Origin of the sequence: Pseudomonas iranensis, assembly GCF_014268585.2 — a bacterium.
GTDB classification, from domain to species: domain Bacteria; phylum Pseudomonadota; class Gammaproteobacteria; order Pseudomonadales; family Pseudomonadaceae; genus Aquipseudomonas; species Aquipseudomonas iranensis.
On sequence record NZ_CP077092.1, the window covers coordinates 1466394 to 1486130 of the forward strand.

The following is a 19737-nucleotide window of genomic DNA, read 5'->3' on the forward strand; positions in this document are numbered from 1 at the left end:
GCAGTTTGTTTATTGCCAGTTGGAATAAGAAAGGACTTCATGAAACGTCTGCTGCTAACTGCGGTTCTCACCGTATTGATGATCGCCGAAGTTCACGCCGAGTCCTTCACTATCTCTGATATTCGCGTCAATGGCCTCCAGCGGGTCTCCGCGGGTAGCGTCTTTGGTGCCTTGCCGTTGAACGTCGGCGAGCAGGCGGATGATCGTCGCCTGGTGGAATCCACTCGTGCGTTGTTCAAAACCGGTTTCTTTCAAGATATCCAGCTGGGCCGCGAAGGCAACGTTCTGGTCATCACCGTGGTCGAGCGTCCATCGGTCGCCAGTATCGAAATCGAAGGCAACAAGGCGATTTCCACTGAAGACCTGATGAAAGGCCTCAAGCAATCCGGTCTGGCCGAAGGCGAAATCTTCCAGCGCGCTACCCTTGAGGGTGTGCGTAACGAACTGCAGCGTCAGTACGTTGCCCAGGGTCGTTACTCCGCTACCGTCGATACCGAAGTGGTTTCGCAGCCGCGTAACCGCGTGGGTCTGAAGGTGAAGATCAACGAAGGCACCGTTGCCGCCATCCAGCACATCAACGTGGTAGGCAATACGGTTTTCCCTGAGGAAGACCTGACTGACCTGTTCGAACTGAAAACCACCAACTGGCTGTCGTTCTTCAAGAACGATGACAAATATGCCCGCGAAAAACTCTCCGGTGACCTGGAGCGTCTGCGTTCCTACTATCTGGACCGCGGCTATATCAACATGGACATCGCTTCGACCCAGGTATCGATTACCCCGGACAAGAAGCACGTCTACATTACTGTCAACGTCACCGAAGGCGAGAAGTACACCGTTCGTGACGTCAAGCTCAGCGGTGACCTGAAAGTCCCTGAAGAACAGATCAAGTCGCTGTTGCTGGTGCAGAAGGGCCAGGTGTTCTCGCGCAAGCTGATGACCACCACCTCCGAGCTGATCACTCGTCGTCTGGGTAATGAGGGCTACACCTTCGCCAACGTCAACGGCGTGCCTCAGCCGCACGATGATGACCACACTGTGGACATCCTGTTCGCTGTCGATCCGGGCAAGCGTGCCTACGTCAACCGCATCAACTTCCGTGGCAACACCAAGTCCGAAGACGAAGTGCTGCGTCGTGAAATGCGTCAGATGGAAGGTGGCTGGGCTTCGACCTACCTGATCGACCAGTCCAAGACCCGTCTGGAGCGCCTGGGCTTCTTCAAGGAAGTCAACGTTGAAACCCCGGCCGTGCCAGGTGTCGACGACCAGGTTGATGTGAACTACGCCGTTGAAGAACAGGCTTCCGGTTCGATCACTGCCAGCGTTGGTTTCGCCCAGAGCGCCGGTCTGATCCTTGGTGGCTCGATCACCCAGAACAACTTCCTCGGTACCGGTAACCGCGTCAGCATCGGTCTGACCCGCAGCGAATACCAGAGCCGCTACAACTTCGGCTACGTTGACCCCTACTGGACCGCTGATGGCGTGAGCCTGGGTTACAACGCGTTCTATCGCACCACCGACTACGATGAACTCGATGCCGATATTTCCAGCTATGCGGTAGACAGCCTCGGTGCGGGCGTGAACGTCGGCTACCCGATCAGTGAGACTTCGCGTCTGACGTTCGGTCTGTCGGCCCAGCAGGACAAGATCAACACCGGTCGCTATACCGTTGACGAGATTTTCGATTTCGTCGAGAAGGAAGGCGACAACTACCTGAACTTCAAGGCCTCGGCCGGTTGGTCCGAGTCGACCCTGAACAAAGGCGTGTTGCCGACCCGTGGTCGTTCCCAGAGCCTGACCCTGGAAACCACCATTCCGGGCAGCGACCTGTCGTTCTTCAAACTTGACTACCGTGGTCAGCTGTTCCAGCCGATCACCGAAAACTACACACTGCGCCTGCACTCCGAACTCGGTTATGGCGATGGTTACGGTTCGACCGATGGTCTGCCGTTCTATGAAAACTACTATGCCGGTGGTTTCAACTCGGTTCGTGGCTTCAAGGACAGCACCCTTGGCCCGCGCAGTACGCCGAGCCGTGGTAACAACCCTGGCACTATCGCTGACCCGGACCAGGATCCGCTGCCGTTCGGTGGTAACGTCCTGATCCAGGGCGGTGTAGAAGTTCTGTTCCCGCTGCCATTCGTCAAGGATCAGCGTTCCCTGCGTACTTCGGTCTTCTGGGATGTCGGTAACGTGTTTGACTCGCAGTGCAAGGACACTACGAACGCCAATGGTTCGTCGTCCAACACCAAGTGCAACGACATCAGCCTGAGCAACATGGCCAGTTCCGTCGGTGTCGGCGTGACCTGGGTCACCGCACTGGGGCCGTTGAGCTTCGCCCTGGCGATGCCGATCAAGAAACCGGATGACGCTGAAACTCAAGTGTTCCAATTCTCCCTCGGCCAGACGTTCTAAGCGTCTGACCCAAGATAACGACAATGGATTTTGTAGGAGTGCATCGTGCGTAAGTTGACTCAATTGGTTCTCCTGGCCTCCGTACTGGTGGCAGGCCCGGCGTTCGCCGACATGAAAATTGCCGTGCTGAACTATCAGATGGCTCTGCTGGAATCCGACGCGGCGAAGAAGTACGCGGTGGATGCAGAGAAGAAGTTCGGTCCGCAACTGACCAAGCTGAAAACCCTGGAAAGCAGTGCCAAAGGCATTCAGGACCGTCTGATGGCCGGTGGTGACAAAATGCAGCAGGGCGAGCGTGAGCGTCTGGAGCTGGAATTCAAGCAAAAGGCCCGTGACTTCCAGTTCCAGTCCAAGGAACTGAATGAAGCCAAAGCCGTTGCCGACCGTGAAATGCTCAAGCAACTGAAGCCGAAACTGGACAGCGCCGTGGAAGAAGTCATCAAGAAAGGTGGTTTTGACCTGGTGTTCGAGCGTGGCGCAGTCATCGATGTCAAACCTCAGTACGACATCACGCGCCAGGTTATCGAGCGCATGAATCAGCTGAAGTAACCCATGACCGTGACTATCAGGCTCGGCCAGTTGGCCGAGCACCTCGGCGCCACCCTGCGTGGCGACCCCGAGAGGCAAATTACTGGGCTAGCCACTTTGCAAGAGGCTGGCCCAGCTCAGTTGAGCTTTCTGGCAAATCCCCAATACCGCAAATACCTGGCCGGTTCTCAGGCAGCTGCACTGCTGCTCAAGGAAGCCGACGCCGAAGGTTTCGCAGGTAATGCTTTGGTGGTGCCGGACCCTTACCTGGCCTATGCACGTATCTCGCATCTGTTCGATCCAAAGCCAAAAGCGGCTGGCGGGATTCATCCGACAGCGGTGATCGCGGCGGACGCGGTGGTTGACCCGAGTGCCAGCATCGGTCCGTTCGTGGTGATCGAAGCCGGTGCACGCATCGCTGCACAGGTCACGCTGGGCGCGCATTGCGTAGTCGGCGCGCGCAGCGAAATCGGTGAAGGCGGCTGGCTCGCTCCGCGCGTTACGCTGTATCACGATGTGCGCATCGGCAAGCGTGTGGTTATTCAGTCCGGCGCAGTGATCGGCGGTGAGGGCTTCGGCTTCGCCAACGAAAAAGGCGTCTGGCAGAAAATCGCCCAGATCGGTGGCGTGACCATCGGCGACGATGTCGAGATCGGCGTGAACACCGCCATCGACCGCGGCGCTCTGGCCGATACTGTGATCGGCAACGGTGTGAAGCTCGACAACCAGATTCAGATCGCGCACAACGTCCAGGTCGGTGATCACACCGCCATGGCCGCGTGTGTCGGCATTTCCGGCAGCACCAAAATCGGCAAGCACTGCATGCTAGCCGGCGGGGTTGGTCTGGTCGGCCACATTGATATCTGTGACAACGTTTTCCTTACCGGGATGACCATGGTGACTCACTCGATTACCGAGCCGGGCGCCTATTCTTCCGGCACAGCCATGCAACCGGCGGCCGAATGGCGCAAAAGCGCGGCCCGCATCCGTCAGCTCGATGACATCGCGCGACGGTTGAAACAGCTGGAAAAGCGCGTTGGGGAAGTGACCCCTGACGGCAATGCTTCATCTGATGGCTGATACCATTTCCATATCAAGTGTGCACAGCCTCTGGACTGCCTCCTTGATTTGCTAGAGGAGTGCGCGTCAGTCGCGCTCCCAATCTTTACATAGGCTTTCCCCTGAAATGATGGACATCAACGAGATTCGCGAATACCTGCCTCACCGTTACCCGTTCCTGCTGGTGGACCGGGTGGTGGAACTGGACACTGAAGGCAAGCGAATTCGCGCCTACAAGAATGTCAGCATCAATGAACCGTTCTTCAATGGTCACTTCCCTGCGCATCCAATCATGCCGGGCGTGCTGATCATTGAGGCGATGGCTCAGGCTGCCGGGATCCTCGGTTTCAAGATGCTCGACGTCAAACCGGCCGACGGCACCCTGTATTACTTCGTCGGTTCCGACAAGCTGCGCTTCCGCCAGCCAGTCAAGCCGGGCGATCAGTTGATCCTTGAAGCGACCTTCATCAGTTGCAAGCGCAAGATCTGGAAGTTCGAGTGCCAGGCTTCGGTGGACGGCAAGCCGGTCTGCTCGGCAGAAATCATCTGCGCGGAACAGAAAGTATGAGTTTGATTGACCCTCGCGCAATCATCGATCCGTCCGCCGTTCTGGCTGACGGCGTCGAGGTCGGCCCGTGGTCGATCATCGGCGCAGGTGTGGAAATCGGCGAGGGTACCGTGATCGGGCCGCACGTGATTCTCAAGGGGCCGACCCGCATTGGTAAGCACAATCGCATCTACCAGTTTTCTTCGGTAGGCGAAGACACCCCGGATCTGAAGTACAAAGGCGAGGAAACCCGCCTGGTGATCGGTGACCACAATGTCATCCGCGAAGGCGTGACGATTCACCGTGGCACCGTTCAGGACCGGTCGGAAACCACCCTGGGCGATCACAACCTGGTCATGGCCTATGCCCATATCGGTCACGATAGCGTCATCGGCAATCACTGCATTCTGGTCAACAACACTGCGTTGGCCGGGCATGTACACGTTGACGATTGGGCGATCCTCTCCGGTTTCACCTTGGTACATCAGTACTGCCACATCGGCGCTCACAGCTTTTCCGGCATGGGCACGGCGATCGGCAAGGACGTTCCGGCATTCGTCACCGTGTTCGGTAACCCGGCCGAAGCGCGCAGCATGAACTTCGAAGGTATGCGCCGTCGCGGTTTCAGTGAAGACGCGATCCACGCATTGCGTCGAGCCTACAAAACGGTCTACCGCCAGGGCCTGACGGTCGAGCAGGCGCTGGCCGAGCTGGCAGAGCCGTCTGCGCAGTTCCCTGAAGTCGCCGTGTTCCGCGATTCGATCCAGGCGTCGACTCGCGGCATCACCCGCTGATCATGGCCAGTCTGCGTATTGCGCTGGTGGCGGGTGAGGCTTCCGGTGACATTCTCGGCGCCGGCCTCATGCGCGCGCTCAAGGCACAGCACCCGGCGGTCGAGTTCATCGGCGTCGGCGGTCCGCTGATGCAGGCCGAAGGCCTGACGTCATACTTTCCCATGGAGCGCCTGTCGGTCATGGGCCTGGTGGAAGTCCTTGGTCGGCTGCGTGAGTTGCTCAAGCGCCGTAAGGAACTGATCGCCACGCTGATCGCCGCGAAGCCGGATGTGTTCATTGGCATCGATGCTCCGGATTTCAACCTCAACATCGAACTCAAACTGCGTCAGGCCGGAATCAAGACCGTGCATTACGTCAGCCCGTCGGTATGGGCGTGGCGGCAGAAACGGGTGCTGAAGATCCGCGAAGGCTGCGATCTGATGCTCACCCTGTTGCCGTTCGAAGCGAAATTCTACGAAGAGAAAGGCGTGCCGGTGCGTTTCGTCGGTCACACCTTGGCCGATACGATTCCGCTCGAGGCTGACCGAGCTGCCGCGCGCGCCGAGCTGGGTTTGCCTGACGGCCCATTGGTGGCGCTGATGCCGGGCAGCCGTGGCGGTGAGGTCAGTCGTCTCGGTGCGCTGTTCCTTGATACTGCCGAACGCCTGCGCGGCATGCGTCCGAGCGTGCGCTTTGTCATGCCTTGTGCAAACCCGGAACGCCGGGTGCAACTCGAGGCCTTGCTTGCTGGCCGGGATTTGCCGGTAACCTTGCTCGACGGTAAATCCCACTTGGCCCTCGCCGCGTGCAACGCCGTGTTGATCGCCTCTGGCACTGCTACCCTTGAAGCGCTGCTGTACAAGCGGCCGATGGTGGTGGCCTATCGGTTGGCGCCGCTGACGTTCTGGATTCTCAAGCGCATGGTCAAGAGCCCGTACGTGTCGCTGCCCAACTTGCTCGCCCAGCGCTTGCTGGTGCCGGAGTTGTTGCAGGATGATGCGACTGTCGAAGCCTTGGCGCAGACGCTGTCGCCCTTGATCGATGGCGGCGAGGAACAGACCCGCGGCTTCGACGAGATCCACCGCACGCTGCGGCGCGATGCTTCCAATCAGGCGGCGCAAGCCGTCCTTGACCTGATCGGCAAACCACAATGAGCAAGACAAGCATGCAAATGGGCCTGGATTTCACTCTGGTGGCCGAAGTCGAAGAACTGGTCGCCGGTGTTGATGAAGTCGGTCGTGGCCCGTTGTGCGGTGCGGTGGTAACGGCAGCAGTGATTCTCGATCCGAACCGGCCGATCCTCGGCCTCGACGATTCGAAAAAGCTCACCGAAGCCAAGCGCGAAAAGCTCTACGACGAGATCTGCGAGAAAGCCCTGAGCTGGTGCATCGCCCGTGCCGAAGTTGAAGAAATCGACGATCTGAATATCCTCCACGCGACCATGCTGGCCATGCAGCGCGCGGTCGCCGGTCTGCACATTCAGCCGAAGCTGGCGATGATCGATGGTAACCGCTGCCCGCATTTGCCGATGCGTGCCGAGGCGGTGATTCAGGGCGACGGCAAGGTGCCGGCGATCGCGGCGGCGTCGATTCTGGCCAAGGTCAGTCGTGATCGCGAAATGGCGGCGTTCGAATTGATCTACCCGGGCTACGGCATCGGCGGCCATAAAGGCTACCCGACGCCCGTTCATCTGGAAGCACTGGCGCGGCTCGGCCCGACGCCGATTCACCGCCGCTCGTTCGCCCCGGTACGCCTGGCTTACGAGGCGCGGGAAAGCCTGACGCAGGTTTAGGCCCAAGGCTGATGTTTTAACCAAGGCCCGGTACAATCCGGGCCTCGTTGTCTCTATGTAACTGGACAGGATCACTATGCCGGCTTCATTCGTTCATCTACGCCTGCACACTGAATACTCCCTGGTCGACGGGCTGGTGCGGATCAAGCCGCTGGTCAAGGCGCTGACCGCCATGAACATGCCGGCGGTCGCGGTCACCGACCAGAACAACATGTGTTCCCTGGTCAAGTTCTATAAAAACGCAATGGGCGCCGGCATCAAGCCGATTTGCGGCGCCGACCTGTGGCTGGCGAACAAGGACCCGGATGCACCCCTGAGCCGCCTCAGCCTGCTGGTGATGAACGCTCAGGGTTATCGCAATCTCACCGAACTGATCTCGCGGGGCTTCATTGAAGGCCAGCGCAACGGCATGGTCATCGTCGAGCGCGAGTGGGTGGCCGAGGCCAACGAAGGCCTGATCATGCTGTCCGCCGCCAAAGAAGGCGAGATCGGCATGGCCATGATCGGCGGCAACCCGGCGGAAGCCGAAGCGCTGGCACGCGAGTGGATGGCGGTGTTCCCGGATCGTTTCTATCTGGAAATCCAGCGCACCAACCGCCCCAACGATGAAGAGCAACTGCACGGCGCCGTGGCGCTGGCCGACAAGCTTGGCGCGCCGCTGGTGGCGACCAACGATGTGCGCTTCATCAAGCAGGAAGACTTCGCCGCCCACGAAACCCGTGTGTGCATCGGTGAAGGCCGCGCCCTCGATGACCCGCGTCGTTCGAAGAATTACAGCGATCAGCAATACCTGAAGAGCGCCGAGGAAATGCTCGAGCTGTTCAGCGATATTCCCGACGCCATCGAAAACACCGTCGAGATCGCCAAGCGCTGCAACATCGAAGTGAAGCTGGGCACGCACTTCCTCCCCAACTTCCCGATCCCCGATGGCATGACCATCGACGAATATTTCCGCAAGGTCTCCTTCGAAGGGCTCGAAGAACGCCTGGCGGTGCTGCTGCCCAAGGACACCACCGAAGACTACGAAGCCAAGCGCCAGGTCTACGTCGACCGCTTGAATTTCGAGCTGGATATCATCATCCAGATGGGCTTCCCCGGTTACTTCCTGATCGTGATGGACTTTATCCAGTGGGCCAAGAATAACGGCGTACCGGTAGGTCCGGGCCGTGGGTCAGGTGCCGGATCGCTGGTGGCTTACGTACAGAAGATCACCGACCTCGACCCGCTGGAATATGACCTGCTGTTCGAACGTTTCCTTAACCCGGAACGGGTTTCCATGCCCGACTTCGACGTCGACTTCTGCATGGACGGCCGTGACCGGGTGATCGATTACGTGGCCGAGAAATACGGCCGCAACGCGGTGAGCCAGATCATCACCTTCGGTTCCATGGCCGCCAAGGCTGTGGTCCGTGACGTGGCGCGGGTGCAGGGCAAGTCCTATGGCCTGGCGGATCGTCTGTCGAAGATGATTCCGTTCGAAGTCGGCATGACTCTGGAAAAAGCCTACGAGCAGGAAGAGATCCTGCGCGACTTCATCAAGGTCGATGAAGAAGCGGCGGAAATCTGGGAGATGGCGCGCAAGCTCGAGGGCGTGGTGCGTAACGTCGGCAAACACGCCGGTGGCGTGGTGATCGCGCCGACCAAGCTGACCGACTTCTCGCCGATCTATTGCGACGAGGCCGGTGACGGTCTGGTAACCCAGTTCGACAAGGATGACGTTGAGGCCGCCGGTCTGGTGAAGTTCGACTTCCTCGGCCTGCGGACCCTGACGATCATCGACTGGGCGCTGAAAACCATCAACCGCGATCGCGCCAAGGTCAACGAGCCGCCGCTGGATATCGCTTTTATTCCGCTGGACGACAAGCCGACCTACCAGTTGCTGCAAAAAGCCGAAACCACGGCGGTGTTCCAGCTTGAATCCCGAGGCATGAAAGAGCTGATCAAAAAGCTCAAGCCCGACTGCCTGGAAGACTTGATCGCACTGGTGGCACTGTTCCGTCCCGGTCCGCTGCAATCGGGCATGGTGGACGACTTCATCAACCGTAAGCACGGTCGCGCCGAACTGGCGTATCCGCACTCGGACTACCAGTACGACGGGCTCAAGCCGGTATTGGCGCCGACTTACGGCATCATCCTGTATCAGGAACAGGTGATGCAGATTGCTCAGGTCATGGCCGGTTACACCCTCGGCGGTGCGGACATGCTGCGTCGGGCGATGGGTAAGAAAAAGCCCGAAGAAATGGCCAAGCAGCGCGGCGGTTTCATTGAGGGTTGCGCGACCAACGGGATCGACGCGGATCTTGCCGGTAACATTTTCGACCTGGTGGAGAAATTCGCCGGTTACGGCTTCAACAAATCCCACTCCGCCGCCTACGGCCTGGTGTCGTACCAGACCGCTTGGCTGAAAGCTCACTACCCGGCGCCGTTCATGGCCGCGGTACTCTCGGCGGATATGCACAACACCGACAAGGTCGTGACCTTGATCGAGGAAGTGCGGACGATGAAGCTGCGCCTCGACGCGCCAGACGTGAACACTTCGGAGTTCAAGTTCACGGTGAACGACGACGGCCGCATCGTTTACGGCCTCGGCGCGATCAAAGGCGTTGGTGAAGGTCCGGTTGAAGCGATCACTGAAGCGCGACAGGCCGGTCCGTTCAAGGATCTGTTCGATTTCTGCGCGCGGGTCGACCTCAAGCGCATCAACAAACGAACTCTTGATGGCTTGATTCGCAGCGGCGCGCTGGATCGTCTTGGTCCGTATTTCCACGATGAACAAAAGGCCTATCAAGCCAACATCGACCGCAACCGTGCGGTACTGCTGGCGGCGATGGAAGAGGCGATCAAGGCTGCCGAGCAGACTGCGCGGACCCACGACTCTGGCCACGCCGACCTGTTTGGCGGCTTGTTCGTCGAAGAAGATGCCGACGTCTACGCGTCCCATCGCAAGGCCAAGGAACTGACCCTCAAGGAACGCCTCAAGGGTGAGAAAGACACCTTGGGCCTGTACCTGACCGGTCACCCGATCGACGAATACGAAGGCGAGATCCGCCGTTTCGCCCGCCAGCGCATCATCGACCTGAAACCGGCGCGCGATACGCAAACCGTAGCGGGGATGATCATTGCCCTGCGGGTGATGAAGAACAAGAAGGGCGACAAGATGGGTTTCATCACCCTCGACGACCGCTCCGGGCGGATCGAAGCGTCGCTGTTTGCCGATGCGTTCCATTCGGCGCAATCGCTGCTGCAGACCGACGCGATGGTGGTGGTTGAAGGCGAGGTCAGCAATGACGACTTCTCCGGCGGCCTGCGCCTGCGGGTCAAGCGGGTGATGAGCATGGAGGATGCGCGGACCAATCTGGCCGAAAGCCTGCGCTTGAAGCTGCACACCCAGGATCTCAAAGGCGATCAGCTACGCTGGTTGGGCGAACTGCTCAAGCGTCATCGCGGCGCGTGCCCGGTGACCATGGAGTACACCAGCCCGGATGCGAAGACCTTGCTGCAGTTCGGCGAGACCTGGCGGATCGACCCGGCGGATACCTTGATTCAAGCCCTGCGTGACCAGTTCGGGCGAGACAACGTCTTCCTCCAATACCGTTGACCGGCAAGTGCCATCATGGCGCTTGCCCGCAACCTGAATTTTTAATCTCGACCTCAGCGCGCCTCTCCCTTAAGGTAGGGCGCGAATAGACAACCGGCCGGCCCAAGCTCACTTGGGACACGACCCAAGACGGACGCCTATGAACCCGAATTTTCTAGATTTCGAACAGCCGATCGCCGACCTGCAAGCCAAGATCGAAGAGTTGCGCTTGGTCGGTAATGACAATTCGCTGAATATCGGCGATGAGATCTCCCGCCTGCAGGACAAGAGCCGAACGCTGACCGAAGACATCTTCGGCAAGCTGACCAGCTGGCAGATCGCACGCCTGGCGCGTCACCCGAAACGCCCGTATACCCTCGATTACATCGAGCACATCTTCACCGAGTTCGACGAACTGCACGGCGACCGTCACTTCTCCGACGACGCTGCCATCGTTGGCGGTATCGCCCGTCTCGAAGACCAGCCGGTAATGATCATCGGCCACCAGAAGGGCCGTGAAGTGCGTGAGAAAGTTCGCCGCAACTTCGGCATGCCGCGTCCGGAAGGCTACCGCAAGGCCTGCCGTCTGATGGAGATGGCCGAGCGCTTCAAGATGCCTATCCTGACTTTCATCGACACCCCGGGTGCCTACCCTGGCATCGACGCTGAAGAGCGCAACCAGAGCGAAGCGATTGCCTGGAACCTGCGTGTGATGGCGCGGTTGAAGACCCCGATCATCGCCACCGTAATTGGTGAGGGTGGTTCCGGCGGCGCACTGGCCATCGGCGTCTGCGACCAACTGAACATGCTGCAATATTCGACCTACGCGGTGATCTCGCCAGAAGGTTGCGCATCGATCCTGTGGAAGACTGCCGAGAAAGCACCGGATGCCGCAGAAGCAATGGGCATCACCGCTGAGCGTCTCAAAGGCCTGGGCATTGTTGACAAAGTGATCAGCGAGCCACTGGGCGGCGCCCACCGTGATCCGGCTGCTGCCGCTGCGTCGATCCGCGCCGAGCTGAGCTCGCAACTGGCGATGCTCAAGCAGTTCGATAACGAAGCGCTGCTCAAGCGCCGTTATGATCGCCTGATGAGCTACGGTCTCTAATCGAGCGCCGATTTGGCTGACGATGCAAAACACTGTGGGAGCGAGCTTGCTCGCGAAGGCGTTATAACAGACGACGAAATTGTTGAATGTTAATCAGCTTTCGCGAGCAAGCTCGCTCCCACACTTGGTTTCCGGCGAGGGTAAAGACATGGGTGAACGCTCGATTGATTTGCCATCCCGTCTTCTGCTGAACCTTGAGCCCTGGCGCAACGTCGCTCACTGGCGCGTCGCCTTCTCCGGCGGCCTCGATTCCACCGTCCTCCTGCACCTTCTCGCCACTCTGGCGAAAAGCCAATCCCTCCCTGCGTTAAGCGCCATCCACATTCACCACGGCCTCCAGGCTGCGGCCGACGCGTGGCCGCAACATTGCCAGGCCGTTTGCGATGCGCTGGATATTCCCTTGCAAGTAGAGCGGGTCACCGTGAAGGGCGGGGCGAGCCTGGAGCGGGCGGCGCGGGATGCGCGTTACGCGGTGTTCAGTTCGCTGACGCAGAGCAATGACGTGCTGTTGACTGGCCAGCACCGCGACGATCAAGCGGAAACCCTGCTGTTTCGGCTGTTGCGCGGTGCCGGTGTCCGCGGGCTCGGCGCGATGCCGCAGCAGCGCCCAGTGGGGCAGGGCACGCTGGTTCGACCGTTGCTGGATGTCAGCCGCGCCGAGCTGGAAGGTTATGCACAGGCGCATCGGTTGCGCTGGATCGACGACCCGTCGAACCAGGATCGGCAGTTTTCGCGCAACTACCTGCGCCATCAAGTCATGCCGGTGCTGACCGAGCGCTGGCCGCAAGCGCAGGCCAGCATGGCGCGCACGGCTGCGCATCTGCGTGAGGCGCAGGGCTTGCTCGATGAGCTGGCGCAGATTGATCTAGCACAAGCCGAAACGCCCCATGAATTCGCTTGGCTGGGTGTGCCATCGCTGGAGTTGACACCATTGACAGCGTTGTCTGACGCGCGCCAGCGAAATGCCCTCAGCCACTGGCTCGAACCGTTGACCCGGCTGCCAGACGCTGACCATTGGTCGGGTTGGACAACGCTGTGCAATGCCGGCGCCGACGCTTCACCGATCTGGCGTCTGGCCGACGGAGAGCTGCACCGCAGCGCCGGTCGCGTCTGGTGGCTGAGCGGCAATTGGTTGCGCACGCCAGCGATCGGCGCCGACTGGCAGACCCCGACTTCAGCGCTACGCTTGCCGGATAACGGACGCGTCATGCTCCACGGCCAAGTTCCATGCGGGCCTTTGCGTATTGCCTATCGGCAGGGCGGTGAGGTCATGCAACTGGCCGAGCGCGGCAGCCGGGATCTCAAGCGTCTGCTCAACGAGCGCGCGGTGCCGGCCTTCGTGCGTGGCAGATTGCCGCTGCTGTTTCGCGGTGAAGAATTGCTCGCGGTGGCGAACCTGTCGGGTCTTGATGGTCAGATGCGCGAAGGCTGGGCATTGCACTGGCAGCCGACAGACGAAGATCAAGGTTTGAGCTGAAAGGAGCATTCCGGTAGACTACGCTCCCTTCTTGATACAACTTCTGTGGATTCGCCTGAATTGCAGAAGTTGCCGATTACCAAGCAGTCTTTGCTGGGCGATTCCAAAAAATGTGTAGCGAGCAACGTACCGGTGTTTCATCTGCCGGTCTGTCACAACGCGGCGGTTTTTTCGAAAGGTGCACTGTGATTAATGCAGGTGATCGGGGGCTTCGGCCTTCCTTCGCTTTCCCCGGCGGCTCGTTCCGCTTTAACGCAGACTTCTAGGGTTTTTCATGACGCGCTACATATTCGTCACGGGCGGTGTTGTTTCTTCATTGGGGAAAGGCATTGCCTCGGCTTCATTGGCGGCTATCCTGGAGGCGCGGGGGCTTAAGGTCACCATGCTGAAGCTGGATCCGTACATCAACGTCGATCCAGGCACCATGAGTCCGTTCCAGCACGGTGAAGTGTTCGTCACCCACGACGGCGCCGAGACCGACCTGGATCTGGGGCACTACGAGCGGTTCATCCGCACGACCATGACCCAGAACAACAACTTCACCACTGGCCGTGTCTACGAGCACGTGCTGCGCAAAGAGCGCCGTGGCGACTACCTGGGTGCAACCATCCAGGTGATCCCGCACATTACCGACGAAATCAAGCGCCGCATCATCAAGGGTGCCGGTGACGCTGACGTGGCGATGGTCGAGATCGGTGGCACCGTCGGTGACATCGAGTCGCAACCATTCCTCGAAGCCATCCGCCAGTTGCGTTTCGAAGTCGGCGCCAAGCGCGCGATGCTGATGCACCTGACGCTGGTGCCGTACATCGCCACCGCTGGCGAGACCAAGACCAAACCGACCCAGCACTCCGTCAAGGAACTGCGTTCGATCGGTCTGCAGCCAGACGTGCTGGTGTGCCGCTCCGATCACCCGATCGACATTTCCTCGCGTCGCAAGATTGCGCAGTTCACCAACGTTGAAGAACGTGCGGTGATCGCGCTGGAAGACGCCGACACCATCTACAAGATCCCGGGCATCCTGCATTCGCAGGGTCTGGACGATTTCGTCGTTGAGCGTTTCGGCTTGCAGTGCGGCAGCGCTGACCTGTCCGAGTGGGACGCAGTGGTCGATGCCAAGCTGAACCCGGAACACGAAGTGACCATCGCCATGGTCGGCAAGTACATGGAGCTGCTCGATGCCTACAAGTCGCTGATCGAAGCGATGAGCCACGCTGGCATCAGCAACCGCACCAAGGTCAACCTGCGCTACATCGATTCCGAAGACATCGAGAATCAGGGCACTGCGCTGCTCGAAGGTGTCGACGCGATTCTGGTGCCGGGCGGCTTCGGTCTGCGTGGCGTGGAAGGCAAGATCACCGCTGTTCAGTACGCTCGCGAAAACAAGGTTCCGTACCTCGGCATCTGCCTGGGCATGCAAGTGGCGGTCATCGAGTTCGCCCGTAACGTGCTGGGCTGGAAAGACGCCAACTCCACCGAGTTCGATCGTGCCAGCGGCCATCCGGTTGTCGGCCTGATCACCGAGTGGGAAGACGCCACCGGCGCTGTCGAAGTGCGTACCGAAGCGTCCGATCTGGGCGGCACCATGCGCCTCGGCGCACAGGATTGCCTGCTCGAGCCGGGCTCCAAAGTCCATGATTGCTACGGCAAGGACGTGATCGTCGAGCGTCACCGTCACCGTTACGAAGTGAACAACAACCTGCTGCCGCAGATCATCGAAGCCGGCCTGAAGATTTCCGGTCGCTCCGCCGATGCTGCGCTGGTCGAAGTGGTTGAAGCGCCGGATCATCCATGGTTCGTTGCCTGCCAGTTCCACCCTGAGTTCACCTCGACCCCACGCGACGGTCATCCGCTGTTCAGCGGTTTCGTCAAAGCCGCGTTGGCTCAACACCAGAAGAAGGCGTAACCCGATGGCACAGAAGATCATCCGCGTCGGCGACATCGAGATTGCCAACGACAAGCCCATGGTGCTGTTCGGCGGCATGAACGTGCTGGAAAGCCGTGACATGGCCATGCAGGTTTGCGAAGAGTACGTGAAGGTCACCGAAAAACTCGGTATCCCTTACGTATTCAAGGCCAGCTTCGACAAGGCCAACCGTTCTTCTGTGACCTCGTATCGCGGTCCTGGCCTGGAAGAGGGCATGCGCATCTTCCAGGACATCAAGCAAGCGTTCGGCGTGCCGATCATCACCGACGTCCACGAGCCGGATCAGGCTGCGGTCGTCGCTGAAGTCTGCGACATCATTCAGTTGCCGGCCTTCCTGTCGCGCCAGACCGATCTGGTCGTGGCGATGGCCAAGACCAATGCCGTGATCAACATCAAGAAAGCCCAGTTCCTCGCGCCTCAGGAAATGAAACACATCCTGAACAAGTGCGTGGAAGCCGGTAACGATCAGTTGATCCTTTGCGAGCGTGGTTCGAGCTTCGGCTACAACAACCTCGTGGTCGACATGCTCGGCTTCGGCATCATGAAGCAGTTCGAATACCCGGTGTTCTTCGACGTGACCCACGCGCTGCAAATGCCTGGCGGTCGTGCCGACTCCGCCGGCGGTCGCCGTGCCCAAGTTCTGGATCTGGCCAAGGCCGGCATGAGCCAGTCGCTGGCGGGTCTGTTCCTCGAAGCGCATCCGGATCCGGACAACGCCAAATGCGACGGCCCTTGCGCCTTGCGTCTGGACAAACTGGAGCCATTCCTGGCCCAGCTCAAAGCTCTGGACGAACTGGTGAAGAGTTTTCCGACGGTAGAAACCGCGTAACGCTCGATTCTCCGGTAAAGTACCGCACGATTTGTCGCTCATGCCCTCGGGCGTGAGCGTTGTCGTCTGCAAGTCTGCCCGCTGTACTTCGCTTGCCGACGATAAAGATTTCCTCTAGCTGCGTCGTTTTCGTCAACTTTGGAGTGTTTACAACAATGGCAAAAATCGTCGACATCAAAGGTCGTGAAGTTCTCGACTCCCGTGGCAATCCCACCGTGGAAGCGGACGTGCTTCTCGACAACGGCATCATCGGCAGCGCCTGCGCGCCGTCCGGTGCATCCACTGGCTCGCGTGAAGCGCTCGAGCTGCGTGATGGCGACAAGAGCCGTTACCTGGGCAAGGGCGTGCTCAAGGCGGTAGCCAACATCAACGGTCCGATCCGCGATCTGCTGCTGGGCACCGACCCGAGCGACCAGAAAGCCCTCGACCACGCGATGATCAAGCTCGACGGTACCGAAAACAAAGCGACCCTGGGCGCCAACGCCATCCTCGCCGTGTCCCTGGCTGCGGCCAAGGCTGCTGCGCAGGATCAGGATCTGCCGCTGTACGCACACATCGCCAACCTCAACGGCACCCCGGGTGTGTACTCGATGCCGGTACCGATGATGAACATCATCAACGGTGGCGAGCACGCCGATAACAACGTCGACATCCAGGAATTCATGGTGCAGCCAGTTGGCGCCAAGTCTTTCTCGGAAGGTCTGCGCATGGGCACCGAGATTTTCCATCACCTGAAAGCCGTGCTGAAGGCCCGTGGCCTGAGCACCGCCGTTGGCGACGAGGGCGGTTTCGCACCGAACCTGGCGTCCAACGAAGACGCGTTGAAAGTGATCTCCGAAGCCGTGGCCAATGCCGGTTACAAGCTGGGCACCGACGTGACCCTGGCGCTGGACTGCGCCGCGAGCGAGTTCTACGAAGACGGCAAGTACAACCTGTCCGGTGAAGGCCAGGTGTTCACTGCTGAAGGTTTCGCCGACTACCTCAAAGGCCTGACCGAGCGTTACCCGATCATCTCCATCGAAGACGGTCTCGACGAGTCTGACTGGGCAGGCTGGAAAATCCTCACCGACAAGATCGGCGAGAAGACCCAGCTGGTGGGCGACGACCTGTTCGTGACCAACACCAAGATCCTCAAAGAAGGCATCGATAAAAAGATCGCCAACTCGATCCTGATCAAGTTCAACCAGATCGGCACCCTGACCGAAACCCTGGAAGCCATCCAGATGGCCAAGGCTGCCGGTTACACCGCAGTGATCTCGCACCGCTCTGGCGAAACCGAAGATTCGACCATTGCCGACCTGGCTGTGGGCACCTCGGCTGGCCAGATCAAGACCGGTTCGCTGTGCCGCTCCGACCGCGTTTCCAAGTACAACCAACTGCTGCGTATCGAAGAGCAGTTGAACGGCAAGGCCAAGTACAACGGCCGTGCCGAGTTCCGCGGTTAAGCGCAACCTGATCAAAGGACACCGGATTGTGTCGGAAAAGTCGTGACAGCGATGGATTTGCCACTAATCTGATGCCTTAAGCACAAGCCTGGATCTTTCCAGGCTTCGTGCTATCAGATGCTGCAACATTATGCGTGGCTGTCTTTTTTCACTGGATACCTGATATTCGATGCGCAGTCCTTACTGGTTGTTTCTTGTTTTGCTCTTGCTGCTGGCCGGTCTGCAGTACCGCCTGTGGGTGGGCAATGGCAGTCTGGCGCAGGTCGCCGAGCTGAAACAGCAGATCGCCGAGCAACATGCCGAAAACGAAGGCCTGCTGGAGCGCAACCGGGTGATGGACGCGGAAGTCAGCGAATTGAAAAAAGGCATGGAGACCGTTGAAGAGCGGGCTCGTCACGAACTGGGCATGGTCAAGGACGGCGAAACCCTTTACCAGTTGGCCCAATGATCGATTCCCTGCCGGCCTTCTGGGCCGTGATTCCTGCCGCGGGCGTCGGTGCCCGAATGGCCGCGGACCGTCCCAAGCAATATCTGCAACTGGGCGGGCGCACAATTCTCGAACACAGCCTCGGCTGTTTCCTCGATCACCCAAGCCTCAAGGGCCTGGTGGTCAGTCTTGCTGTCGATGATCCCTATTGGCCGAATCTGGCATGCGTCAACGATCCGCGCATTCAGCGGGTTGATGGCGGGGCGGAGCGTTCCGCTTCGGTGCTCAATGCCTTGCTGCACCTGCATGCGCAAGGCGCCGACGATGACGATTGGGTGCTGGTGCACGATGCGGCCCGGCCGAATCTGAGTCGTGATGATCTCGACAAGTTGCTTGCCGAACTGGCGGACGACCCAGTCGGCGGTCTGTTGGCGGTGCCCGCTCGCGACACGCTCAAACGCGTTGATAACAACGGGCGTGTGGTTGAAACCGTGGATCGCAGCGTGATCTGGCAGGCGTATACGCCGCAGATGTTCCGCCTCGGTGCGTTGCATCGGGCGTTGGCCGATAGCCTGGTTGCGGATGCCGTGATTACCGATGAAGCTTCGGCGATGGAATGGGCCGGTCTGGCACCGCGTCTGATCGAAGGGCGCGCGGATAACCTCAAGGTGACCCGGCCGGAAGATCTGGAGTGGTTGCGCCAGCGATGGGCTAACCGCCGCTGATTGCTGTGGCGCCCATTGCGCCGCCTTCGCGAGCAAGCTCGCTCCCACATTTGATTTGCGCCTGACACCAGATTTGCAGTCACTGCACGTCCACTGTGGGAGCGAGCTTGCTCGCGAAGGCGGCCGCACTAACAACCCATCACTCAGCTTCGATACTCCGCCCGCTCAGCCAACCCTTCTTTAAGAAAATCCACCAACTTGCGCACTTTCGGCGACAGATGCCGCTGCTGCGGATACAGCGCCCACACCGCCGTATTAGGCGGCTGATGCGCCTCGAGCAAGGAAATCAGCGCGCCGCTGTGCAGGTGCTCGAGCACGTAATAGTCCGGCAACTGACACAATCCGACACCCTGAAGCGCCGCATCCAGCACCGCCTGCCCACTGTTGCAACGCCAGTTGCCTTGCACTCGCTGGGAAAATTCCCGCCCGTTCTGTTCCAGTTGCCAGATATCGGAACTGCCGATCAGGCAATTGTGCCGACTCAGTTCCGACAGACTGTGTGGGCGCCCGTACCGTTCCAGGTAGGACGGCGACGCGCACAGGTACATTCTCCGTGGCGCCAGGCGTGTCGCAACCAAGCGCGAATCCTGTAACCGACCCAGACGGATCGCCAGGTCCAGCCCTTCATGCACCAGATCCAGCTGGCGATTGCTCAGCTCGATATCTATACGCAGCTGCGGGTACAGCCCCATGAAGCGAGTCACCAGCGGCACGATAAAGCGTTCGCCATAGGCCACCGCGCAGGTCATGCGCAGCATGCCTTTCGGTTCGCTGGTCAGATCGCCTACCGCGCGCAAGGCTTCTTCGCGACCGTCCTGCAGGCGCTGGCAATGTTGCAGGAAAGTCTGCCCGGCTTCGGTCAACGTAACTCGCCGAGTGCTGCGGTAGAGCAGGCGCGTCTGCAAACGCTCTTCGAGCCGTACGATTTGTCGACTGATGTGCGAGGAAGAAACCCCAAGACGCTCGGCAGCGGCGGTGAATTGGTTGCATTCGGCGACGGCAACGAACTCGTCGATGCCTTCCCAGCGGTTTTCCGACACTTGGATTATCCCTGTATGGCAATAATGTTTTGCTTTCGTCCGGATTATTCCTCAGGACGCGCTGAACT

At 59.6% G+C, this 19737-nt stretch carries 16 protein-coding genes; 15 read left to right on the plus strand and 1 reads right to left on the minus strand.

Going from position 1 to position 19737, the window contains the following annotated elements:
- The first annotated feature begins 39 nt into the window (after positions 1-39).
- The 15 genes from bamA (at position 40) to ispD (ending at position 18629) form a co-directional block, all read left to right on the plus strand.
- Positions 40-2415 carry an outer membrane protein assembly factor BamA gene (bamA, locus tag HU724_RS06385; RefSeq protein WP_125925190.1) on the plus strand — a complete coding sequence of 792 codons (2376 nt, stop codon included), beginning with the start codon at positions 40-42 and terminating at the stop codon, positions 2413-2415.
- A gap of 45 nt (positions 2416-2460) precedes the next feature.
- Positions 2461-2964 carry an OmpH/Skp family outer membrane protein gene (locus tag HU724_RS06390; protein WP_003222140.1) on the plus strand — a complete coding sequence of 168 codons (504 nt, stop codon included), beginning with the start codon at positions 2461-2463 and terminating at the stop codon, positions 2962-2964.
- Between the two features lie 3 nt (positions 2965-2967).
- Positions 2968-4023 carry a UDP-3-O-(3-hydroxymyristoyl)glucosamine N-acyltransferase gene (gene lpxD, locus HU724_RS06395; RefSeq protein WP_016771470.1) on the plus strand — a complete coding sequence of 352 codons (1056 nt, stop codon included), beginning with the start codon at positions 2968-2970 and terminating at the stop codon, positions 4021-4023.
- A 106-nt stretch (positions 4024-4129) separates the two neighbouring features.
- Positions 4130-4570 carry a 3-hydroxyacyl-ACP dehydratase FabZ gene (gene fabZ, locus HU724_RS06400; RefSeq protein ID WP_016771469.1) on the plus strand — a complete coding sequence of 147 codons (441 nt, stop codon included), beginning with the start codon at positions 4130-4132 and terminating at the stop codon, positions 4568-4570.
- Positions 4567-5343 (plus strand): acyl-ACP--UDP-N-acetylglucosamine O-acyltransferase, encoded by a 777-nt coding sequence (gene lpxA, locus HU724_RS06405; RefSeq protein ID WP_186569547.1) that lies wholly within the window; start codon positions 4567-4569, stop codon positions 5341-5343. Before fabZ ends, lpxA begins: the two co-directional genes overlap by 4 nt.
- Positions 5344-5345: 2 nt before the next feature.
- Complete coding sequence (gene lpxB / locus HU724_RS06410) at positions 5346-6476, plus strand: lipid-A-disaccharide synthase (protein WP_189691535.1); 1131 nt, start codon at positions 5346-5348, stop codon at positions 6474-6476.
- Between the two features lie 11 nt (positions 6477-6487).
- On the plus strand, positions 6488-7114 hold the full coding sequence (gene rnhB / locus HU724_RS06415; protein WP_016771466.1) for a ribonuclease HII: 627 nt from the start codon (positions 6488-6490) through the stop codon (positions 7112-7114).
- 76 nt (positions 7115-7190) lie between these two features.
- Complete coding sequence (gene dnaE, locus HU724_RS06420) at positions 7191-10712, plus strand: DNA polymerase III subunit alpha (RefSeq protein WP_122747625.1); 3522 nt, start codon at positions 7191-7193, stop codon at positions 10710-10712.
- 139 nt (positions 10713-10851) lie between these two features.
- On the plus strand, positions 10852-11799 hold the full coding sequence (locus tag HU724_RS06425) for an acetyl-CoA carboxylase carboxyltransferase subunit alpha (RefSeq protein ID WP_133334993.1): 948 nt from the start codon (positions 10852-10854) through the stop codon (positions 11797-11799).
- A 148-nt stretch (positions 11800-11947) separates the two neighbouring features.
- Entirely contained in the window at positions 11948-13276 is a 1329-nt protein-coding gene (gene tilS / locus HU724_RS06430) for a tRNA lysidine(34) synthetase TilS (RefSeq protein WP_186569548.1), read from the plus strand.
- Between the two features lie 274 nt (positions 13277-13550).
- Complete coding sequence (gene pyrG / locus HU724_RS06435; protein WP_133334997.1) at positions 13551-15182, plus strand: CTP synthase; 1632 nt, start codon at positions 13551-13553, stop codon at positions 15180-15182.
- A 4-nt stretch (positions 15183-15186) separates the two neighbouring features.
- Entirely contained in the window at positions 15187-16032 is an 846-nt protein-coding gene (gene kdsA / locus HU724_RS06440) for a 3-deoxy-8-phosphooctulonate synthase (RefSeq protein WP_016985082.1), read from the plus strand.
- A 155-nt stretch (positions 16033-16187) separates the two neighbouring features.
- On the plus strand, positions 16188-17477 hold the full coding sequence (gene eno, locus HU724_RS06445) for a phosphopyruvate hydratase (RefSeq protein WP_016771461.1): 1290 nt from the start codon (positions 16188-16190) through the stop codon (positions 17475-17477).
- Between the two features lie 169 nt (positions 17478-17646).
- Positions 17647-17925 (plus strand): cell division protein FtsB, encoded by a 279-nt coding sequence (gene ftsB / locus HU724_RS06450; protein WP_016771460.1) that lies wholly within the window; start codon positions 17647-17649, stop codon positions 17923-17925.
- Positions 17922-18629, plus strand: a complete 708-nt coding sequence (gene ispD / locus HU724_RS06455; protein WP_125918006.1) for a 2-C-methyl-D-erythritol 4-phosphate cytidylyltransferase — start codon at positions 17922-17924, stop codon at positions 18627-18629. Before ftsB ends, ispD begins: the two co-directional genes overlap by 4 nt.
- A gap of 143 nt (positions 18630-18772) precedes the next feature.
- Here ispD and HU724_RS06460 read toward each other — a convergent pair whose 3' ends face one another.
- A complete protein-coding gene (locus HU724_RS06460; protein ID WP_073476033.1) occupies positions 18773-19669 on the minus strand; it encodes a LysR substrate-binding domain-containing protein in 897 nt (298 codons plus the stop codon).
- Positions 19670-19737 lie beyond the last annotated feature (68 nt).

What these genes read in the sequence shown, in the direction of transcription:
- bamA (WP_125925190.1), top strand. Translation starts at nt 40, where the DNA reads ATGAAACGTCTGCTGCTAACTGCGGTTCTCACCGTATTGATGATCGCC.
- lpxD (WP_016771470.1), top strand. Translation starts at nt 2,968, where the DNA reads ATGACCGTGACTATCAGGCTCGGCCAGTTGGCCGAGCACCTCGGCGCC.
- fabZ (WP_016771469.1), top strand. Translation starts at nt 4,130, where the DNA reads ATGATGGACATCAACGAGATTCGCGAATACCTGCCTCACCGTTACCCG.
- lpxA (WP_186569547.1), top strand. Translation starts at nt 4,567, where the DNA reads ATGAGTTTGATTGACCCTCGCGCAATCATCGATCCGTCCGCCGTTCTG.
- lpxB (WP_189691535.1), top strand. Translation starts at nt 5,346, where the DNA reads ATGGCCAGTCTGCGTATTGCGCTGGTGGCGGGTGAGGCTTCCGGTGAC.
- rnhB (WP_016771466.1), top strand. Translation starts at nt 6,488, where the DNA reads ATGCAAATGGGCCTGGATTTCACTCTGGTGGCCGAAGTCGAAGAACTG.
- dnaE (WP_122747625.1), top strand. Translation starts at nt 7,191, where the DNA reads ATGCCGGCTTCATTCGTTCATCTACGCCTGCACACTGAATACTCCCTG.
- HU724_RS06425 (WP_133334993.1), top strand. Translation starts at nt 10,852, where the DNA reads ATGAACCCGAATTTTCTAGATTTCGAACAGCCGATCGCCGACCTGCAA.
- tilS (WP_186569548.1), top strand. Translation starts at nt 11,948, where the DNA reads ATGGGTGAACGCTCGATTGATTTGCCATCCCGTCTTCTGCTGAACCTT.
- pyrG (WP_133334997.1), top strand. Translation starts at nt 13,551, where the DNA reads ATGACGCGCTACATATTCGTCACGGGCGGTGTTGTTTCTTCATTGGGG.
- kdsA (WP_016985082.1), top strand. Translation starts at nt 15,187, where the DNA reads ATGGCACAGAAGATCATCCGCGTCGGCGACATCGAGATTGCCAACGAC.
- eno (WP_016771461.1), top strand. Translation starts at nt 16,188, where the DNA reads ATGGCAAAAATCGTCGACATCAAAGGTCGTGAAGTTCTCGACTCCCGT.
- ftsB (WP_016771460.1), top strand. Translation starts at nt 17,647, where the DNA reads ATGCGCAGTCCTTACTGGTTGTTTCTTGTTTTGCTCTTGCTGCTGGCC.
- ispD (WP_125918006.1), top strand. Translation starts at nt 17,922, where the DNA reads ATGATCGATTCCCTGCCGGCCTTCTGGGCCGTGATTCCTGCCGCGGGC.